Annotated in this window: 12 protein-coding genes and 2 pseudogenes; 7 read left to right on the top strand and 7 right to left on the bottom strand. The window is 39.1% G+C overall.

What is annotated here, in order from left to right; all coding sequences use genetic code 11:
• The first annotated feature begins 4 nt into the window (after positions 1-4).
• The 3 genes from IQ244_RS25060 to IQ244_RS25050 all read left to right on the top strand — a co-directional run bounded on the left by IQ244_RS25060 (position 5) and on the right by IQ244_RS25050 (position 4,614).
• On the top strand, positions 5-1,432 hold the full coding sequence (locus IQ244_RS25060; protein ID WP_193899018.1) for a DUF1822 family protein: 1,428 nt from the start codon (positions 5-7) through the stop codon (positions 1,430-1,432).
• A gap of 72 nt (positions 1,433-1,504) precedes the next feature.
• Positions 1,505-3,838, top strand: a complete 2,334-nt coding sequence (locus tag IQ244_RS25055) for a CHASE2 domain-containing protein (RefSeq protein WP_193899016.1) — start codon at positions 1,505-1,507, stop codon at positions 3,836-3,838.
• Positions 3,835-4,614, top strand: coding sequence for a DUF928 domain-containing protein (locus tag IQ244_RS25050; RefSeq protein WP_193899014.1), 780 nt, complete (start codon positions 3,835-3,837; stop codon positions 4,612-4,614). Before IQ244_RS25055 ends, IQ244_RS25050 begins: the two co-directional genes overlap by 4 nt.
• Before the next feature lie 91 nt (positions 4,615-4,705).
• Here the strand turns inward: IQ244_RS25050 and IQ244_RS25045 are convergent, their stop codons facing one another.
• Together IQ244_RS25045 and IQ244_RS25040 are read right to left on the bottom strand one after the other, a co-directional pair.
• A complete protein-coding gene (locus tag IQ244_RS25045; protein WP_193899012.1) occupies positions 4,706-5,023 on the bottom strand; it encodes a hypothetical protein in 318 nt (105 codons plus the stop codon).
• Between the two features lie 676 nt (positions 5,024-5,699).
• Positions 5,700-11,114: an ATP-binding sensor histidine kinase gene (locus tag IQ244_RS25040; protein WP_193899010.1), complete on the bottom strand. Its 5,415-nt coding sequence runs from the start codon at positions 11,112-11,114 to the stop codon at positions 5,700-5,702.
• 545 nt (positions 11,115-11,659) lie between these two features.
• Between IQ244_RS25040 and IQ244_RS25035 the strand changes: the two are divergent.
• A pseudogene (locus IQ244_RS25035) lies at positions 11,660-12,970 on the top strand (IS701 family transposase).
• Between the two features lie 311 nt (positions 12,971-13,281).
• Complete coding sequence (locus tag IQ244_RS25030) at positions 13,282-14,061, top strand: DUF1883 domain-containing protein (RefSeq protein ID WP_193899008.1); 780 nt, start codon at positions 13,282-13,284, stop codon at positions 14,059-14,061.
• Positions 14,062-14,118: 57 nt separating this feature from the next.
• Here IQ244_RS25030 and IQ244_RS32700 read toward each other — a convergent pair.
• From IQ244_RS32700 to IQ244_RS32690, 3 genes and pseudogenes are all read right to left on the bottom strand, one after another.
• Positions 14,119-14,757, bottom strand: a pseudogene (locus IQ244_RS32700) (transposase); the annotation flags it as partial.
• A gap of 10 nt (positions 14,758-14,767) precedes the next feature.
• Complete coding sequence (locus tag IQ244_RS32695) at positions 14,768-14,986, bottom strand: hypothetical protein (protein WP_228059132.1); 219 nt, start codon at positions 14,984-14,986, stop codon at positions 14,768-14,770.
• Positions 14,987-15,035: 49 nt separating this feature from the next.
• The gene (locus IQ244_RS32690; protein ID WP_228059131.1) at positions 15,036-15,461 is read right to left on the bottom strand and encodes a hypothetical protein; all 426 of its coding nucleotides are present in this window, start codon (positions 15,459-15,461) and stop codon (positions 15,036-15,038) included.
• Between the two features lie 800 nt (positions 15,462-16,261).
• Here IQ244_RS32690 and IQ244_RS25020 point away from each other — a divergent pair.
• Positions 16,262-16,504, top strand: a complete 243-nt coding sequence (locus IQ244_RS25020; protein WP_193899040.1) for a transposase family protein — start codon at positions 16,262-16,264, stop codon at positions 16,502-16,504.
• A 632-nt stretch (positions 16,505-17,136) separates the two neighbouring features.
• Positions 17,137-17,298, top strand: a complete 162-nt coding sequence (locus tag IQ244_RS25015; RefSeq protein WP_193899048.1) for a hypothetical protein — start codon at positions 17,137-17,139, stop codon at positions 17,296-17,298.
• A gap of 183 nt (positions 17,299-17,481) precedes the next feature.
• Here IQ244_RS25015 and IQ244_RS25010 read toward each other — a convergent pair whose 3' ends face one another.
• Both IQ244_RS25010 and IQ244_RS25005 read right to left on the bottom strand, forming a co-directional pair.
• Positions 17,482-18,015: a transposase gene (locus tag IQ244_RS25010; protein ID WP_193899006.1), complete on the bottom strand. Its 534-nt coding sequence runs from the start codon at positions 18,013-18,015 to the stop codon at positions 17,482-17,484.
• Positions 18,016-18,067: 52 nt separating this feature from the next.
• Positions 18,068-18,427: a helix-turn-helix domain-containing protein gene (locus tag IQ244_RS25005; protein ID WP_193899004.1), complete on the bottom strand. Its 360-nt coding sequence runs from the start codon at positions 18,425-18,427 to the stop codon at positions 18,068-18,070.
• Positions 18,428-18,610: the final 183 nt, after the last annotated feature.

Genomic DNA, 18,610 nt, shown 5'->3' with positions numbered 1-18,610 from the left:
GAAAATGCTGAATTTGCAAAAAATTGCCACGATTTATCCGAATCATATATGCTTGCCGTTATCACCAAAACTGCAAGAAGAAGCTTGGCATCAATCTCAAGCTCATACTAATGCAGGAGCTTGCTGTCAAGCTTATCTGAATTATCTGTGTTTCAAGTCTTTTGTGCTTTGGTTACAGGCTTGGTTAGCAGAAGAAGATGCTCACATTAGCATCAACAATATTTTTGCTGCAAATACTTGTAACTCCCTGTGGGAATTTGTGAATGGAACTCCTATTGATTTAGGTGAAATTAGATTAGTTTTAATTCCCAGTGAAACGAGTGATTTAGAGGAATTTGTTGTTCCCGGCGAGTGGGTTGATATTCCTAGCTGGCGAAAAGATTATTATCTGGCTGTGCAGATTAATTTAGGTGAACCTGAGCAATCTTGGCTGCGGTTGTGGGGATATGTCAGCTATCAAAAACTGAAGAGTCGGGGGATATATGATCAGGGCGATCGCTCTTACTATATTAATCAGGCTGTCTTGACGGAAGATATCACACAATTGCTCCTCCTGCCCCAACCCAATTCTCGTCCCGAAACAGCAGCGCCACCGCAGTTATCTACAGAAGTAGTGGCAGATTTATACAAGCAAATCAGTAATCCTGATTTATACTCCCCTAGATTAGCGGTAACATTTGAACAATGGGCAGCATTACTAGTCAATGAAGAGTTGCGGCAAAAACTCTACCAGCAACGGTTATCATCGCCGAATTTAACTGTAGTCAACTTGCACCAGTGGTTACACAGGGCTGACATCATAATTGCAGAAATTTGGCAAGCTGTAGAGGCAGTTTTAACACCACCAGAATTCAGTGCTGTGCGGGGTGCGGAAGAGCAAGTTTCTGTGGAAGCGATCGCTCCAGTAATTCGCCTCCTCAAATCCAATCGCCCAGAAAAGGAACGCTGTCAAGCCGCCGGGGTGTTAGGACAAATTGGTGTCGGTCATCCAGAGGCGATCGCGGCGTTGGTAGAATTGTTACAAGTTGCCCAGGATGAAGAAACCCGTTGGGAAGCGGCTTTAAGTTTAGGCAAAATCGCCCCTGATCATCCCCAAGCCGGAATCAGTAAAGCCCGGTTGATTGATTTAGGGTTGCAATTGGCGGGTTGTCAAGTGGCGCTGGTTGTCACTATTCGTCCCAAAACAGAATCAAAAATTGGAGTGCGGCTACAAGTACAGCCAATCAACCAGCAACATCAACTACCACCTCATCTGATTCTGAGCGTGATTGCTGGCGGTGAAACTCGTTTGCAAGCAGAAACAAGAAGCGATGAACAAGGCGTAGGGAAAGACAAAATTCTGCAACTGGGCTTTAGTCCCCCGCCCGGAACTCAATTCCAAGTACTGGTAACTTTGGATAAAGTCAGCGTGAGTGAGACTTTTATTGCTTAAACAAATTAGACGATATTATTATGTTAATCTTTGCGTCTCTGCGTAAGAAAAAAAATTAACTGGAAAGCAGCGATGGGCAGGGTAGCAGTTCTCAAAATTGGTAGCGGAGATTTTGCTCAAGGGTTTGAAGTATCCCTAGAACTGAGGGAAGATGGCGGTTCTTCGGTAGGAGAAATTGAAGGTAGGTTGGGAGCTAATACAGAGATTGAAGGCTTGTATTTTTTGTGGCAACAATCTTTTCGGAATCTCACAACGATCACCCGCTATGATGGTTGGGAAATTGAGGAAAGCTTGCCGACGAATCGCGCTACTAGGGAAATCGCGGTTGACTGTCGGCAACGAATGAGACAAGTAGAAACTAACCTCAATCAATGGTTGCAAGCATCGGGGGAAGTTGGTTGGCAAAAAATTCGGGAAAGGTTGAGTAAAGAGTTAGCCAGTCAGCCGGATACTCTGCGGTTAGGGATTAAAGCCAAAGAACCAATGTTATGGAAGTTACCTTGGCATACCTGGGATTTACTAGCGAGTTATCCAAATGTTGGTGTTAGCTACAGTCCGATAGAATATGAATCTTGGGAAATTCCGCCACAGCAAACGCCACGCGATCGCGTCCGGTTGCTGGCAATTTTTGGTGATCATCAACACCTAGATTTAGAAGCAGATCGTCAGGCGATCGCTAATCTTCCACAAACAGAATCAGTTTTTTGTCATCAACCCCAAGGGCGAGAATTAATTACCCAACTCCGAAATCCCCAAGGCTGGGATATTTTCTTTTTTGCTGGCCATAGTCAGACTGTAGAACAAAGAGGCCGCATTAGTCTTAGTACTAGAGAAAGCATCGAAACTGAGCAACTTAAACATGCTTTTCGGGAAGCGATGCAAAAAGGGTTAAAGATTGCCATTTTTAACTCCTGTGAAGGTTTGGGACTAGCACAGCAGTTAGCTGATTTACACGTCCCGGTGATTATTGTTATGCAAGAGATTGTCCCCGATGTCGTTGCTCAATCGTTTCTCAAAGAATTCTTGCGGGAATATGCGGCGGGACAAACTTTATACACTGCTGTGCGCCGCGCCCAAGAAAGACTAGAGGAATTTACGGATTTACCGGGGGCAACTTGGCTACCGATGATTTACCAAAACCCCGCCCAAGTACCACCGACTTGGAAAGATTTGCGGCCGATGAGCCGTCCTAATTACCGCATCCGGCTGGATTGGAAAGATTTGCAAAATATCTTGGTACGGAGTTTACTAGCGACTGGCTTAATTATGACATTGCGGTTTTTAGGTGGACTCCAGCCGCTAGAATTGTGGGCTTTTGATTTATTTATACGCCTGCAACCAGATAGCGGAATTGATGAGCGTCTTTTGATTGTCAAAGTTACAGAACAAGATATTCAAGCGCAAGGGCGGTATCCTCTGAGCGATCGCGTAATTTTGCAAACACTAGAGAAACTCCAAGCCCATAAACCCAGAGTTATTGGCTTAGATATTTACCGCGATTTACCGGTCGAACCCGGACACCGCGAACTATCCGTCCACATCCCGAAAAACTCCCGTCTGGTAACGACTTGCGAAGTCAGCAAACCAGAGTCGAACACTGATAACAAATTTGGTGTTGCGCCTCCCCCTACTAGTCCGCCAACTAATGTAGGTTTTACTGATTTGGTAGTGGAATCAGATGGCATAATCCGGCGTTCTTTGTTGCATATAGATCCAGGAAATTCCCGGTGTCAGTCTTCATTTGCCTTCAGTACCGAATTAGCCCGGCGTTACCTCGATTTTGAGGGCATTAAACCACAAGCCACATCAGAGGGAAACTTGCAGCTTGGCTCTACTGTTTTTCAGCCTTTGGAAAATCATACTGGTTTTTATCACAACATTGATCCGCGTGGTCATCAAGTTTTACTCAATTACCGTTCGGCGCAAAAAGTCGCCAGGGAAGTTACCTTAGCCGCAGTTCTCAACAATGATTTGCCGCCCCAGTGGGTGAAAGATCGGATTATTTTGATTGGTGTAACAGCGCCCTCAATTGGCGATCGCTTTTTTACTCCCTTTAGTAAAGAAGTTGACAAAAAAATGTCCGGTATTGTTATCCACGCCCAAATGGTGAGTCAAATGCTCAGTGTTGCCCAAGAAGAACGCCCCTTACTCCGGTTTTGGCCCCAGGATTGGGATGCGATTTGGATTTGGATTTGGTCACTCATTGGGGGTTTATGTATTGGGAAATTTGACTCGGTTTTATATCGTCGAGTTGTAGCCGTAACAGCCAGTTTTATCCTTGTTAGCCTGTGTTTTGGCTTCTTCTTGAGCGGTCTGTGTATCCCTATGATACCATCAGTATTTGCTTTGGCGATTACATACGTGATTACAACTCGTTTAAAGCGGAATTTGGGAGGGAAATCATGATGAGGTTGATAGGATTAGGTTTGGTATGGGTTTTAGCGGTGAATCAGGGAGAAGTTCATTCATCCTCCATCAAGCAGTCCCAGTTAACCCCCTCTAGGATTTCTGCGGTAATTTTTAATCAACCTCCGCTATCATCCAGAGGCGCACCGGGAAATCGCCAAGGTGGCGGAACTCGTGACGGTCGCAATTGCGCCGCACTAGATATTAAAGAACGTCTCACCGCTATAGTTCCGGTTGTCGAATCACCGCCAAAAATTAATAATGTTTGGGGATTAACCGTTAGTGCCTCTCCTACATTCTGGTTTTATGTTCCTTACCTAGCCAAAGATATTCAGGCAGCTGAATTAGAATTATGGGACGAAACTAGCCGCGAACCGCGAAATTATCAGCAAATTTATCAAGGAACTTTCACTGTGAAGGGAACACCAGGAGCGATCGCGCTCAGTCTGCCATCCACAGTTAAACTAGAAACAGATAAAAACTATCATTGGTATTTATCCCTGAACATAAATTGCAATGGTGAAGATGAATCAATCAATGTTAACGGTTGGATTCAACGAGTTAAATTTCAACATACTGCTTTAGTTAATCGCCAGCAAGTTATTTTGTATGCCCAAAAAGGTATTTGGTACGATGCCTTAACTCAATTAGCTCAACTTCGTCGCCGTAATCCTAAAAGCAAAACTTTGGTAACAGATTGGCATAAATTGCTAAAAGATGTAGGGCTAAAAGAGATTGCTAATAAACCTCTTGTTCCCTGTTGTACGCTAGAGTGATCGCCCTGCCTCTCTCACTAGCACTTCCTTTAGAGGAAAACCAAAGAGCGATCGCCCCTCCTTCTTAGAAGAAACTAGCGGTACACTGATACTATGAAAATTCCCAGGGTGCGATCACAGTTGTGGGTGCTGGTGCAATTTGGAGTGTAATCGCCAGGTCAAAGATGGGATCGCTCTCAAGGTGGTGCGACAATCCGACTGGACTGTTCATCAATTCCTGCAAGAGTGGGGCTAAGGGCAAGAATACTGTCACTGCTGATGTTAGTGCTTGGTTTGAATGAGCGCGAAGGGAAAGAATTGTGTTGGCGATGTCGGGTGGGGTCGTGCGTGTATACACCGGATGGGGAGGCTGTTGAATTGCGGGAGATGATGCGGCGGTTTCCGGGTGGGGAGTGAAAGAATTTTGCAATAAGTATAAATAATATTGCTCTGCTTCAAAGGGGCTGCACCATTTCTGGGCAGTTCTAGACTGACTCTGACTCCTGTGGCGTTCCCGCTTCGGGTTGCCGTAGGCATCGCACAGAAGTTACTCGACAAGATTGATTTGCGGCTATCGTATGTGGGGCGGTTGGGGCCGAGGGGTAAGCGGGAGTTTGTGTATAAGTTTGTTGCGCCTGATGATGAGCGCTCTGGGATTTTCAAGCAGCGGTTAAATCGAGAGTTGGTGTCAGTCACTAATAATATAAAGTTACAAAATCAAGTTACTGACACAATATCACTCCCATTAATGATAATTGCGTGGGTTTGGAGGGGCAAGACAACCTCGCTGATTCATGGTGGCAGCAGGTTAATTCCAGTTCGCAATTCGCAATTCGCAGTTTCCTTGCTCACAACGAAGTTAAGAACTTGAATATTGATACACAAGCAGTTTCTTTCTTTGATCTGGTTGAAATCAGGGGTTTGTACCCTAAGTGAATTATTTTCAATTAAGTCCACAATTGCGAATTGCGAATTGCGAATTTTTAACGATGAGCGTTGGGGAGTGATGGTGGCTTTTGAGGAATCGGAGCCTGCGATGTTTGAACAGTTGGTGGCGGCGGCTCCTGATTGGGAGAAGTGGATAAATGGCTAAAACAATAGTGAATTTAACTGATAGGAAGAACAATTTCAAATTCCGTTCCTTCTATGGAGTGAGAATGTACAGTTAAATTGCCGCTATGTTGTTGAACAATTGAATAACTGACAGATAAACCTAAGCCTTTACCACGTCCCACCGGCTTTGTAGTGAAAAACGGTTCAAAAATCCGCTCATAAAAGCTTTCAGGAATTGTACTATCTGTATTAAAGATTGCAATTCGTAAGCGTTTACTGTCAATCACTTCAGTACGAATACGAATTTGAGGATTTTCGCTACATAAGGGATTATCTCGAATCGCATCAATCGCATTATTGATGATATTCAGAAAAACTTGATTCAACTGGCTAGGATAACAAGTCACCAGAGGTAGATTAGCGTACTCCTTGATCACACAAACTTCAGGTTGGTTTACAGATTTTTGCAAGCGATGTTGGACAATTAATAATGTGCTATCAATGCCACTGTGTAAATCTACAGCCTTAATTTCGGCTTCATCCAAACGGGAAAAGTTACGTAAACTCAAAACAATTTGGCTGATACGTTCACTGCCAGCTTTCATAGATTTTAAGGTTTGATGTGCATCCTCAAACAGAAAATCAAGCTCAATTTCTTCCTCTAAAGCTTGAATAACCGGATTAGCTTGAGGGTATTGCTGCTGATAAAGTGTCAGTAAACGCATCATATCTTGAATGTAATTTTCTGTATGGGTGAGATTGCCCTGGATAAAAGTAACTGGATTATTAATTTCATGAGCAATTCCAGCAATCATTTGACCTAGAGATGACATTTTTTCGCTATGAATTAGTTGCGCTTGAGTTTGTTGCAGTTGTTTTAAAGTTTGCTCTAAATCTTCGGCTTTTTGTGTAAGAGCTTGGGTTTTACGTTCTACTTCAGCTTCTAAAATATGAGCATAGTTTTCTGTTTTTTGATATAACCGAGCATTTTCTACTGAAATGGCAGCTTGGCTTGTGAGAAGTTGGAGAATTTCGATGCGATCACTTGTAAAAGCACCTACAGTTAGGTTATTTTCTAAATACAAAATTCCAACAAGTTTTCCTTGACAACTGATGGGAGTACACAAAACTGATTTGGGCTGATGAGTGATGATGTAGTTATCTTTATCGAATTGCCGTGAATGACTCAAGTTTCCAAATACAGCCGTCTGTTGAGTTCGTGCTACTGTATAAATCAAACTCTGGGGAATTTCTTCACACTGTTCTAGAAGAATTTCTAAGTTTTTTACTTGTTCGGCATTAGCTTTATTAATTATTAATAATTTTTCTTCTACCTTAAGAACTAAATAACCAATTTGTGCGCCAGCGTTAGCTATAGCAATCTGCATTAAAGTTGCTAACAGCTTCTCTAATTCAATTTCCTGAGAAATGGCTTGAGAAGCTTTCATAACTGCTGGCAAATCTAACCACAAATCCTGACTAATACTGTTACTAGAGACATTGACATTCTGCATTAAATTTTGAGTAATGCTTGCTTTAGATACAGCAACTTGTTTGATTGGTTGGAGAATACCTGTTAGTAGTTGCGGATACTGTTGTTCCAAATAGGTAGTTTTTGCTTTTGCTCCCCAAAAAGCATAACAGTGATAAGCTTGTTCGATATATACTTGAGCAAGTTTTGTTTTACCCCAGTTCAGATAGAACTTAGCTGTCAGTTCATTAGCTAAAGCTTCTTCTTGAATGTAACCATTAGCTTTAGCCCCAGCAATGGCAAGATCATAATGTTCTATAGCTGCATAATGTTTTCCTAATACGCGGCAGATTTCAGCTTCTACTAAATGAAACTTGTGTAAGTAGTTTATGGGAGCATAATCAGCCCATGTTTTGAGAAACTTTTGATTATTGGCAACCTTGTCAAAATCACTAATTTCCATGTCTGCATCTGTACTAAAATACAACGAGAGCAAACTCAAAGATTGATAAAAATTCTTCAAGGGAATAATTAGCAATCCCGCTGCACCTTGTTCATATTCTTCAAATTTAATTGTGTACTTTATTGCACTTTGAGGGTCATTAAATAAATAAAATAATAAGATTTTAGCTAAATAAACGTAGCAAATTCCACATACATTACAACTTTGAATTAGGGATGGAAGAGTTTCAAGCTCATTGAAACTAGAACCAATTAGCATTGTGGGATTTTCAGCATTACCTCGCAGATTCATTACAGTTTGTTGCCATGTACTTGTCCAAATTGCAGAAGCTTCTTGTTTAATTTCTTGAACTAGTTGGGAGTATTTATCAGCTTCGGATTCAACAATTTCAAGATTTTCTCCCGCCCAAAATAAAAATTGACAATAGCTGTTAGCACAATAACCAACATATTCTAAATCTCCATGCTCTAGTCCACTAGTCAGCCCAGCTAAAAATACAGGTAATACAGAACGAATAGAGTCTTGCCAATGTTTAATAAATAAAGCAAAAGTGAGATTAACTTTACTAGTCAATTCTTTGGCTTGTAATTGTTCTAAAACAATAGTTGCAAGTTGACCAAATTGATAGCCGCTTGCGATTTCTCCTATGGTGCATAAAAATAAACCATAAAGACTATAGGCGATTGCAGCTTGGGGAGAGTTACCATATTGAATACAAATTTTCACCATTGTGAATATTTTTAAGGGTAACAATTCAGGCTTGGCTAAATACACTGATGCAAATAAACCTACCAGGATTCGCATTGCAGCGGATTGATAAGGATCTTGCAGATATGGTAAATCTGCTAGGCTTTTTATGAGGCGATCACCTAAAATAATTTTGAGTTGTTGATGTCGATTGTTCATAGTTTTAACATCACACTCATAAGGGAAATCTATCCTAAGTAAATTCAGAGCCTCTCTACCTGTATCTATAGATTCTATAAGTTTATTTTGGGAAGTATACGATTGAATTTGGATTTCATAAACTTTTACTTTATCTAATACTTGACAAGCTGATAAAAGCGTTTGTTCAATTAAATATTTCGATTTTTCAAAATTAGTATTTAAATATTCTAATTCTGCTAAAGATTCATACATTTTCAAAGTGAGTTCATACTGACTTTGCCAACTATCTACTCTCAGGAGCATTACACCTGTGTTTAAATAACTAACAGCCGCAGAGTATGCTGTAGCAGTTTTAGCTTTGTTGCCAGCTCGCATATTTAACTGAGCTAACTGTTCTTTTTGGCAAGGGTCTTTGACCAATTTAATACCTATATTTAGCTGATTCACAATATCAAATAGTCGGTTTTCTAATTCCTGCTCTGATATCTTACTTAAAAGTAATTTCCCAATATTGAGGTGAGTAGCTTGTTTTTGTGCTTCAGGTATCAAGGAGTAAGCAGCTTGTTGGACGCGATCATGCAGAAAGCGATACAATACATTTTTAACGTTGCCAGTATTCTCTTCTGCGGTATTAGGGTGCAAGTAAAATTTATACATTTGGTTTTGTGGCACTATCAATCCTTCTTGTAAAGCCTTCCACAAAGCCATTGCCGTATGGGCTTGTGATTTTTCACAAATAATTGCTAAAGTTGTTAAATCGAATTGATTGCCAATACAAGCTGCTAACTTAAGCATTTCTTGAGTTTCAGTAGGCAATCTCTGCAACTGAGTAGCCATAAAATCTACTACATCGTCAGTTAAAGATAGCTCATTGATTTGAGCAATATTACATTCCCAATAGCCTTGTTCACGATTAAATGTAATCTGCTCTGCTTCGTGTAAAACTTTGATAAACTGGGTGATAAAAAATGGATTTCCCAGGGTTTTACGAACAATTAACTCTGTAAGAGGATATGCGCGCTCGGTTATACAATTCAATGTATCAGCAATTAGCTGATTAGCATCACTTAAACCCAGCGGTGAAAGAATAATCGTATTCACAGTTTTCTGGGCTTGCTTCAGTTCTGCTACCATCAATATGAAAGGATGTGTAGCTTTGACTTCATTATCTCGATAAGCCCCTAATATCAGTAAATAATTATTATCCTGCATCAAGAGTTTAATTAACTGTAAAGAAGCGGAATCTACCCACTGTAAGTCATCTAGAAAGACAACTAACGGATGTTCTTTGGTGGTAAAGACAGCAAGAAATTTTGAGAACAATAAGTTAAAGCGATTTTGTACTGCACTTCCTGATAATTCTGGTGCTGGAGGTTGCTTACCAATAATTAGTTCTAGTTCAGGAATCACTTCAATTAAGACTTGTCCATTATCACCTACAGCTTCCAGAATTTTAGTTTTCCATGTTTGCAATTGCATTTCTGATTCTGATAATAATTGACCCATCAAATCTCGTAAGGTTTGCACAAAGGCTGATAGGGGAATGTTGCGATTAAACTGGTCAAATTTACCTTTGATAAAGTATCCTTGGTGACGGGTAATTGGCTTATGGACTTCATTGACTACCGCTGTTTTACCAATTCCGGAGAACCCTGCTACCAACATCATTTCCGAACTACCATTAGCGACGCGCTCAAAAGCTTCGAGCAAGATTTTAACTTCTGTCTCTCGACCGTAAAGTTTTTCGGGAATCAAGAAGCGATCGCTCACATCCCTTCGACCAACATAAAAATTCTCGATCCTACCTATTTCTTGTAATTGATATAAACAACTTTCTAAATCATCTCTTAACCCCAAAGCACTCTGATATCTATCTTCAGCATTTTTTGCCATCAATTTCATGACAATATCTGAAAGTACTTGTGGAATCTGTTCATTTTTGATTTCATTTGGTATTTTTGCAAGATGACAATGTACTAATTCCATTGGGTCATCAGATATAAATGGCAATTTTTTTGTCAATAATTCATAAAATGTCACTCCTAGAGAATAAAAATCGCTACGGTAGTCTATTCCTCGATTCATCCTACCTGTTTGCTCTGGAGAAATATAAGCCAGCGTTCCTTCTAGAATATTGAGATTTTTTATTTCTTGGTTTTCTTTAGGCAATAGAGAGGCGATACTAAAGTCAATCAGTTGAACTTGTTTCGTTGGCGGATGAATCAGAATATTTGCAGGTTTGATGTCTTTATGAATCACACGGTTTTGATGTAAACCATGAAGAATATTAGTTAATTGAATTGCAATCTCTAAAAATTCAACTAGGGTGAAGATAGTAGTCTTAATATATTCTCTTAAAGAAATTTCTCCCCTATCTTCCATCACTAAAATATAGCCATTACCATAGATTTCTAACGATATGGGATGAATAATACCAGGAATATGAAGATTATTACTAATTGTATATTGGTTAACAAAATGTAGTATTTCGTTAAAGCTGGGATGTTCTGATGTCAGAATCTTGATTACTACTGGAAGTTTTTCTTGCTCTCGAATTGCTCGATATACCCTAGTTCTAGCACTGGAATAAAATTGTGAGATTATTTGATACCCAGGAATCACTATAGTAGAGTTTACGTCTGTCATTTCTACTTACCCTGTTGTATAATTTCGTTTGATGAAGCTAGTATTCCCAATGAACATTTGCGTGTTATAAATAGGTCAAGACCCGTTACTATTTGTTACAATGAGTCTTATAAATTAGAAATATCTAAAAATCGTCTTGTGGGGCGGCAGTTTTTGACCAGTCGAGACAGCAAAAGAGCTAAGGCACAGGCTGAGGTTGGGGAGAATGCTATCTGGAAACCCGACTTCAACAAGGGGCAGATGTTGTCGTCGGTGTTGTTATTGGAAAAATTGAATCTGTTGGAACCTATCCCACTAATACCAGCAATATGATCCCTCTTTTGTTACTTTAGGAAGAGAAAAAACTACAAGGAGATGAACTAGCAATAGGAAAACTGATAGGAGAAGCGCGAAAATCATTCATGAAGTCGATTAATTTGAGAAAGCAGCGTTTCATGCCAGGAATATTAAATACTATAAGCCAAGGTTGAATCAAACAGTAACCCTTTGTTGTCACTCCCATGAGAGAATAATAGAGGAAAAACGCCGAAAGTGTTTTAGGGAATATGATAGAGCCGCGAAAAGGTGCAAAAACAGTCAAATTCGTAGATGAATATTGTCAGTGGTATAGAAAGCTGTTTTCAGATGTTAGAAGTTTTGAAGCATTTAAATACTTACATATCGGTTGTATTTCTGAACTAAAACGGAAAACTTTACCAGAAATAGCAAAACTTACAGGGTTAGATAACCAGCAGGGACTACATCATTTCTTAACTACATCACCTTGGGATGTAGAGGAGTTAAGAGCCATGAGATTAGCACTAATCCTTCAAGTAATAAAAGATAGACCAATCATTTTAATCATTGACGAAACAGGAGATAAAAAGAAGGGTTCTAAGACAGATTATGTCAAAAGGCAGTATAGAGGAAACTTAGGAAAAGTAGACAATGGAATTGTAGTAGTTACAGCATACGGTGTATTCTGTGGAATGACCTGAACATTACTGTTTGAAGTCTATAAGCCTCGTGAAAAATTAAAGCCAGAAGATAAATATCTAACTAAGCCACAAATAGCCGCAACTTTAATCAAAAAACTCAAGTCAATGGGCTTTGGATTTAATCTGGTACTAGCAGATAGTTTATATGGTGAGAGTGAGCCTAATTTCATATCAGTGTTAGATGAAATGAATCTAAACTATATAGTTGCAATTCGCTCAAACCATGAGGTAGATTTACTTCCGAGGCAGCGTACTCAATATTTAGAGTGGCAAAGATTTAAACGTGTATTCTCTGACCTGAGCAGTGAGAATCGATTTATTAGAGAAATTATTCATGGTAAGCGGCAAGAAAAAAGATATTAGCAAATTACCACAAACTATGAGAACTTACCTGGCAACTCTACTTGGTATGTGATGAGTAAATATCCCGACATTACTTCAAGAGAAGTTGGGAATTTTTATGGTCTAAGAACCTGGGTTGAGTATGGCTTAAAGCAAAGTAAAGATGAATTAGGTTGGGCAGATTATCGTTTTACTCGCTATCAAGATATTGAACGGTGGTGGGAGATTATTTGTAGTGCTTACTTAATGGTTAGTCTTCACGCTGAACAAATGCAGCCTTCTCCTCCAACATCTGCATCAAAATTAGCCCAGCACCCCTGGTGGGATGATAACAAAGGCTGGAAAAATATTCTGAATAATCTTCGCTTAATTGCTCAACCTTTTATCCTATTTAACTTAATCCAGCCTTGGCTGACAGTTTTTCCTATCCCTCAACTATCATTAGGATTTGCTAAATTTCAATCCATTGTTTATAGACTCACTTCCCCACTTTTTATATTCCTGACTCACCCTGATTTTGTATTTTCCTCTGCTTAGAGTGACAAATGAGGGTTAAGATGTCGGTTAATGCACGTATGACGACATCCCTGTGAGGCCGGAAGGAACACGCAATTAAGGCGAACGCACTTCCAGCAGAGAAAGCACTGATGAAAATACAGAATATTTTGTCCAAGTTCTGCACAAAAAAATTAAATTTACGTGTTTTTACGGTTAAATTACTCTTAGTACAGATATACCATGAAAACACTGATTTTCAGCCTTTAATGCTTAGAGATATTGAATAGAAACAGTCTCTATAACTACGTTAATATAATACAAAAAAACTACAAATAGTAATTGAGATTCACATGAAATTTGTTCATCATGATCTAGGGCAGTGCAAAAGTGACGAAATAGTGGAAATCACCCTTTCAGGTAGTGCCGCTAATGTACTTCTAATGGACAGTTCAAATTTCCAAAGTTACAGAAATGGTCGAGAGCATAGATACTTTGGAGGTCTAGCGACAAAATCACCAGTTCGCCTGCAAATCCCTCGATCAGGTAATTGGCATATTGCTGTAGACATGAGAGGTCTGCGTGGCGGTGTTAGTTCCTCTGCCCGTTTACTTCCAAGCCCGTTACCGACGATCAAAGAAGCTCCGCTTTCTTCAGTTCCTAGTTTAGTACAGCCTGACTTCTTGCCAGATGTAACTGAGTATACACGTCAGTACGATGTTTTTATCTCTCATGCTTCAGAGGATAAAGAAGGGATAGTAAGGCCTTTAGCAAGCGCACTAAAAAATGAGGGATTGAGGGTTTGGTATGACGAGTTTGAATTAAAAATTGGGGATAGTCTCCGGCGGAAAATTGATCGTGGTTTAGCAAACAGCCGTGTAGGACTTGTCGTTCTCTCACAATCATTCATTAGTAAAGGCTGGACAAACTATGAGTTAGATGGAATTGTTACACGAACAATAACTGGAGAACAAATCTTGCTTCCTATCTGGCATAAGATTTCAAAACAGGAAGTAATCGAGTTTAGTCCTTCACTTGCTGATAAAGTCGCCAGAAGTACAGCAACACACACGATTGAGGAAATTGCGAGTGAGATTGCGGAACTAATTAGAAGTGTTAGCAAAGCGGCATAACAAGTTTCTTAGTTTGGTGTTTTTGAGAGCATTGAAGTTCAAGGGGCGACAATCGAGCTAAAGCGATTGCTGTATAAGCGTCATAGCCCGTAAACCTTGCTGATAATATACCTGCTTATTGCGAATAGAACTGACCAGTTCCTCAACCCATGCTTGACACTCATGCAAAGCTTCTATCCAATTAAAACCATATAAACCTATCCAAAAATCACTATGCCTTTTTCCAGTTTTACCTTGCTCTTGGGAACGACAGACATAAGATTGTTGTCGTTGCAATTTAATTTTTTGACCTTGCAACCAAGCACTAGTCATGGCTAAAGCAATTAAGAAGATTATTCGTACAAGTCTATCAGGACTGGCTTGAGAGTTTTCCAAATTGTAACCGCCTGTTTTACAATCTTTGAACATCGCTTCAATACCAAAACGTTGAGCATAGATTTTGAGTGCAGTGTTTAAATCAGGTAAATTAGTTAATAAATACCAAGCTTCTTTATCTTGCTTATCCCTGTATTTTCTTTTCCAATAAACAGCTAAATTTAACCGACCAAAACCACGTTTTTGAGTAACTTTAACATCGGGATAAAAGGAGCGAACACCAGGATAAATCTCAATGCTACTCAAAGGCTGAAATTTCTGTCTTTTCTTCCGAAAAGTAGGATCCTTTTTTTGACGGAGTACAAAACCTATATTCTCCTTGTGGAGCCATTCATTGTGCTAGTTCTACGCTGTGAAATTCTCTATCCCCGATAATCACTAATTTGTAGTTTTTTAATAAACGGATTACTGGACGTAATACTTTTTGCTGTTCAGCGGGATTACTACTACCATCTTTCTCTAACAAACACCAATATATTGGCCACGCTCTTTTTTGGTAAATCACACTAACCATCAACACATTGTTTTCTTTCCACTGTGTTCTATCCATTGCAATGGTTAATTGTGACCCTACTTTAAAATGTTGGTTAATTATTGCTTCAATGATGGGAAACCATAACAATACTACCCTCAAAGCATTTAGCGTTAGAAACCTTTGTAAATGCCGTCTTTGACTGTTTTGTTGTATTGGTAACGGTAGGGTCGCTGCCAGTTTTTCTATCTTCACTTGTTTTTGATTTTGTAGCAACCACACCAACCAACATCTTTAGGGTGATTAACTGTGCTTTATTCAGGTATTTTTCTAAAAAATTTTGGTAGAATGATGCCAACATTATAATGACGGTCTTGTTCAAATTACGAGACCGTTCTTTTTTACCACGAAACCGATCTCCACAGAAGAGTCTATTAACCCTATACAGTTCATTCTCAATAAGCACCTCATTTTTTCCAGGGGTCTGTACCTCCCAAACCATTCCCTGTCCGGGTTTAGGGGCGATTGTCGCCCCTTGAAGCATTGAAGTCATGCTAAAAGCAAGGCAGCTGAATTCCCCGCAATCCTATCCCCCTCATTCTCCCGCAAAACGTTACCACCTATGCCGGAGCGCGTCTCTATAAGGATGTACTACATTCTCACCTACAGCCCTCAACTCGAACTCAGGCGATCTCTCCTACAGGTGCGACTCGGAGAAAGCAACAAGTATTACATTAGCGATCGCTTCGGGGGCGGTAAATGATCTGAAACGGTTTAGTTTGCCTCTGGTGTCATCGCCGATAAATTTCATTATCGGTTATAGAATCTCAGTTTCCCATATAGCCAGGGGCGATCGCACTTCAAGGAGAGAAAGCACTGATAGAAGTACAGAATATTTTGGACAAGTCCGGGACAAAAAAACTAATTTTACGTGTTTTTACGGTTAAATTTACTTTAGTACATATCTACCATTATTAACACCGATTTTTAGGAAATAAAAAATGGTTGCTGAAAAGTGTTCAAAATGCGATTCTTTCATTCCTGCGGAAATGAAAATAAAGATAGTGTAAACCAAGCTCGGTAAGGTAATATTAAATTGTCCAGCCTATAAGACTGGGAAATGAATAATACAAATACTGAAGAATTTGACATCAATGAAGCGGCTCTTTACATTGCACAAGGAACTTGCAAAATTGTTGATGAAATGAAAAAGGAGTAGAAGAATTGTCAAAAAAATCAAAATTAGAACAAGAAATAAGTATACAAGAATTTGATGAAGAACGAACAAAACTTGGAGAAAGATTTAGAAGAAAAAGAAGCTAAGTTAAAACAGCTTATATAGGAGAATAATTTATTACCACACCTTATAAAAAGCCCAGAAAAGCTGAACTTTCAGAGATTCAAAAACAAGAAAATCAGAAATTATCATCAAGAAGAATTGGTGTTGAACATCTCATCTGTAGAGTTAAAACTTTTCGAGTAGCTAGTGAGAGATTTCGTTTAGCTCGACATCGTTATAATCAGGTAATAATGGCTGTATGTGGATTAGTTAGGTTACATCTAAATTATTCGTTTATACTAAGTAATGAAACTTGAATTATCAGCCTTTAGATTTTATTATTTAGAAAGCTATGTTTCTGAAAACTTTTAATAAGTTTGATATTCTCATCCCCAAAACCTTATTCTTGCGTTCAGCCATAATTAGTGTTTCATCCCAGTTATAGTTCGTGTGACGCTTTCACAGTAAGCTTTTTATCTTTTGTGGACAAGTCTATTAAAAAGAAAAAATTTACAAGGGCTGACTCCCAAAATCCTGAAAATCTCAATGATAGCCACGACTGAGCAAGTTGTTTGCGACGCATCGGCGGCTGAAATACCTGCTCTTCATGCCTTTTACAGCCTCATCAAACTTTTTCTTACTTCTGTTTCTTACTTTTGAATTTATCATCAGTAAAAAGCTTAGAAATTCTAAAAATCATTGATTTAAATCTATACTTAATTCGCGGATTCTGGCTGCACTAAACAGGCAGACCGCGAACAAGATTCGTAAATGTCCCCAACAATACAAAAAACGTTTTGGTAAACGATTTTTCTCTACATCTTTTAAATTCCTTGGGGATTAAATAATGTTTAGGATGCGAAGTTGTTCTCCAATCCTGATAAAATCAGGAACGGAAAATTTGAATCTTTGATGAGCCAGGGGCAAGCGGGAGCAAGTCAAAAGCGAAGTGACAATTAAATTTAGTGGTGAACTACCAACAGTTACACCAGCAGCGAATAAGAAAGTAGAAATCGAATTAACTGACCAAAACGGTATAGGGTATCTCGGCCGATACCCGTATAGGCATTTATCTAATCGTTATCCTAAGCAAGACTGTATGGATGCATAATCTAACCATTATCTGTAATTTCAAATTACACGAGTAAAAAGGGTGGAGCATAAACCATGTTTTTTAGATCCGCTAAGTTCTCTTTTGTACTGGTCATGATGACGGCGTTGGTACTGATATGTTTGCAGTTCTTGGAGCCAAAGTCAGTTCTATCTTCCAAGTTAGATACAGCAGTTCCGGCTGTTATGAGGTACAGTAGCAGCAAGTAGCAAACCAGTTTCTTAAATGTTGAGGATTTATTAAGTCGAGTGCAACTGATATTAGTTTATCAACCATTTCTGTTGTAGTTGGAGCAAAACTGCGTAAAAAAGATTTGAGTTGTGACCACCATAATTCAATTGGATTAAAATCCGGAGAATATGGTGATAAACAAAGAACTGAAGCGCCGACAGCTTCAATCATTGGCACAATTGAATCGAGTTTATGTGCGGATAAATTATCCATTACTACCACCGCTCCTGACCATAACTCTGGCACTAAGAACTTCTCAATAAATACTTCAAAAGCTTCACCATCCATTGAATTATTTATTGTCATTAATGCGACTACTTTTTTAATACTAATTGCTCCAATTACTGTAACTTTTGATCCACGATAGAAGGGGTTCAGAGAGTAAGCTCTTGTTCCAATTTGTGAACGGGCATGAGTCCTTGTTAAACCCATTAGAACGCCAGTTTCGTCCAAAAATACTAAATTTTCTGGCTCTATATGTTTCACCTTTTCCCAAAAATCTAATCTTAAATTCAGGACTCTCTCCGTGCCTGCTTGGCTACTCCGCTTTGTTTTTTTTTCGATTTAATCCTAATTTCTGTAACGCACGACACATTGCACTTCGACCTACGAAATTGCCAGTCTTGTCTGCAAATAATTCACACAATTCTATCAATGTTGCATCTGGATGTGATGCAACTAATTCTGTCAACTCTATATCAGCATTTGTTAGATGACTAAATTGTGGTTTTCCTCGCGGCTTAGATTGTAAATTTCCTTCAACTTTTTGTTGTTTTACAAGCTTTTGGACTAAACTCTTTGAGACAGAAAATATATTAGCTACTTTCCTGATTGAAATGTTTTTCTGAAGATGTGCCGCAACTATTTTTTCTCGAAGATCGATAGAGTATGACTTCATTTAAAAGTATTTATATTTTAATCTATTGTACTTTATAACAGACGGAAGTGCTGTATCCCTCTTCTGTCACTTTCCGAAATAAGCAAGTAGTAAATAAATGAAATTATCCAGAAGAGAAAAAAGGTTTAAATTGGTTCATTGTAAAAATTAGGTGATTAAATCCAAGCAATAAATCGGAATTGG

Source organism: Nostoc sp. LEGE 06077 (assembly GCF_015207705.1).
In the GTDB taxonomy this organism is placed as follows: Bacteria; Cyanobacteriota; Cyanobacteriia; order Cyanobacteriales; family Nostocaceae; genus Nostoc_B.
This window is presented reverse-complemented; position numbering and strand designations above follow the sequence as displayed.

Coding starts and splice junctions, on each gene's coding strand:
- IQ244_RS25060 (WP_193899018.1), top strand. CDS start 5: ATGCTGAATTTGCAAAAAATTGCCACGATTTATCCGAATCATATATGC.
- IQ244_RS25055 (WP_193899016.1), top strand. CDS start 1,505: ATGGGCAGGGTAGCAGTTCTCAAAATTGGTAGCGGAGATTTTGCTCAA.
- IQ244_RS25050 (WP_193899014.1), top strand. CDS start 3,835: ATGATGAGGTTGATAGGATTAGGTTTGGTATGGGTTTTAGCGGTGAAT.
- IQ244_RS25040 (WP_193899010.1), bottom strand. CDS start 11,114: ATGACAGACGTAAACTCTACTATAGTGATTCCTGGGTATCAAATAATC.
- IQ244_RS25030 (WP_193899008.1), top strand. CDS start 13,282: ATGAAATTTGTTCATCATGATCTAGGGCAGTGCAAAAGTGACGAAATA.
- IQ244_RS32695 (WP_228059132.1), bottom strand. CDS start 14,986: ATGGATAGAACACAGTGGAAAGAAAACAATGTGTTGATGGTTAGTGTG.
- IQ244_RS32690 (WP_228059131.1), bottom strand. CDS start 15,461: ATGACTTCAATGCTTCAAGGGGCGACAATCGCCCCTAAACCCGGACAG.
- IQ244_RS25005 (WP_193899004.1), bottom strand. CDS start 18,427: ATGAAGTCATACTCTATCGATCTTCGAGAAAAAATAGTTGCGGCACAT.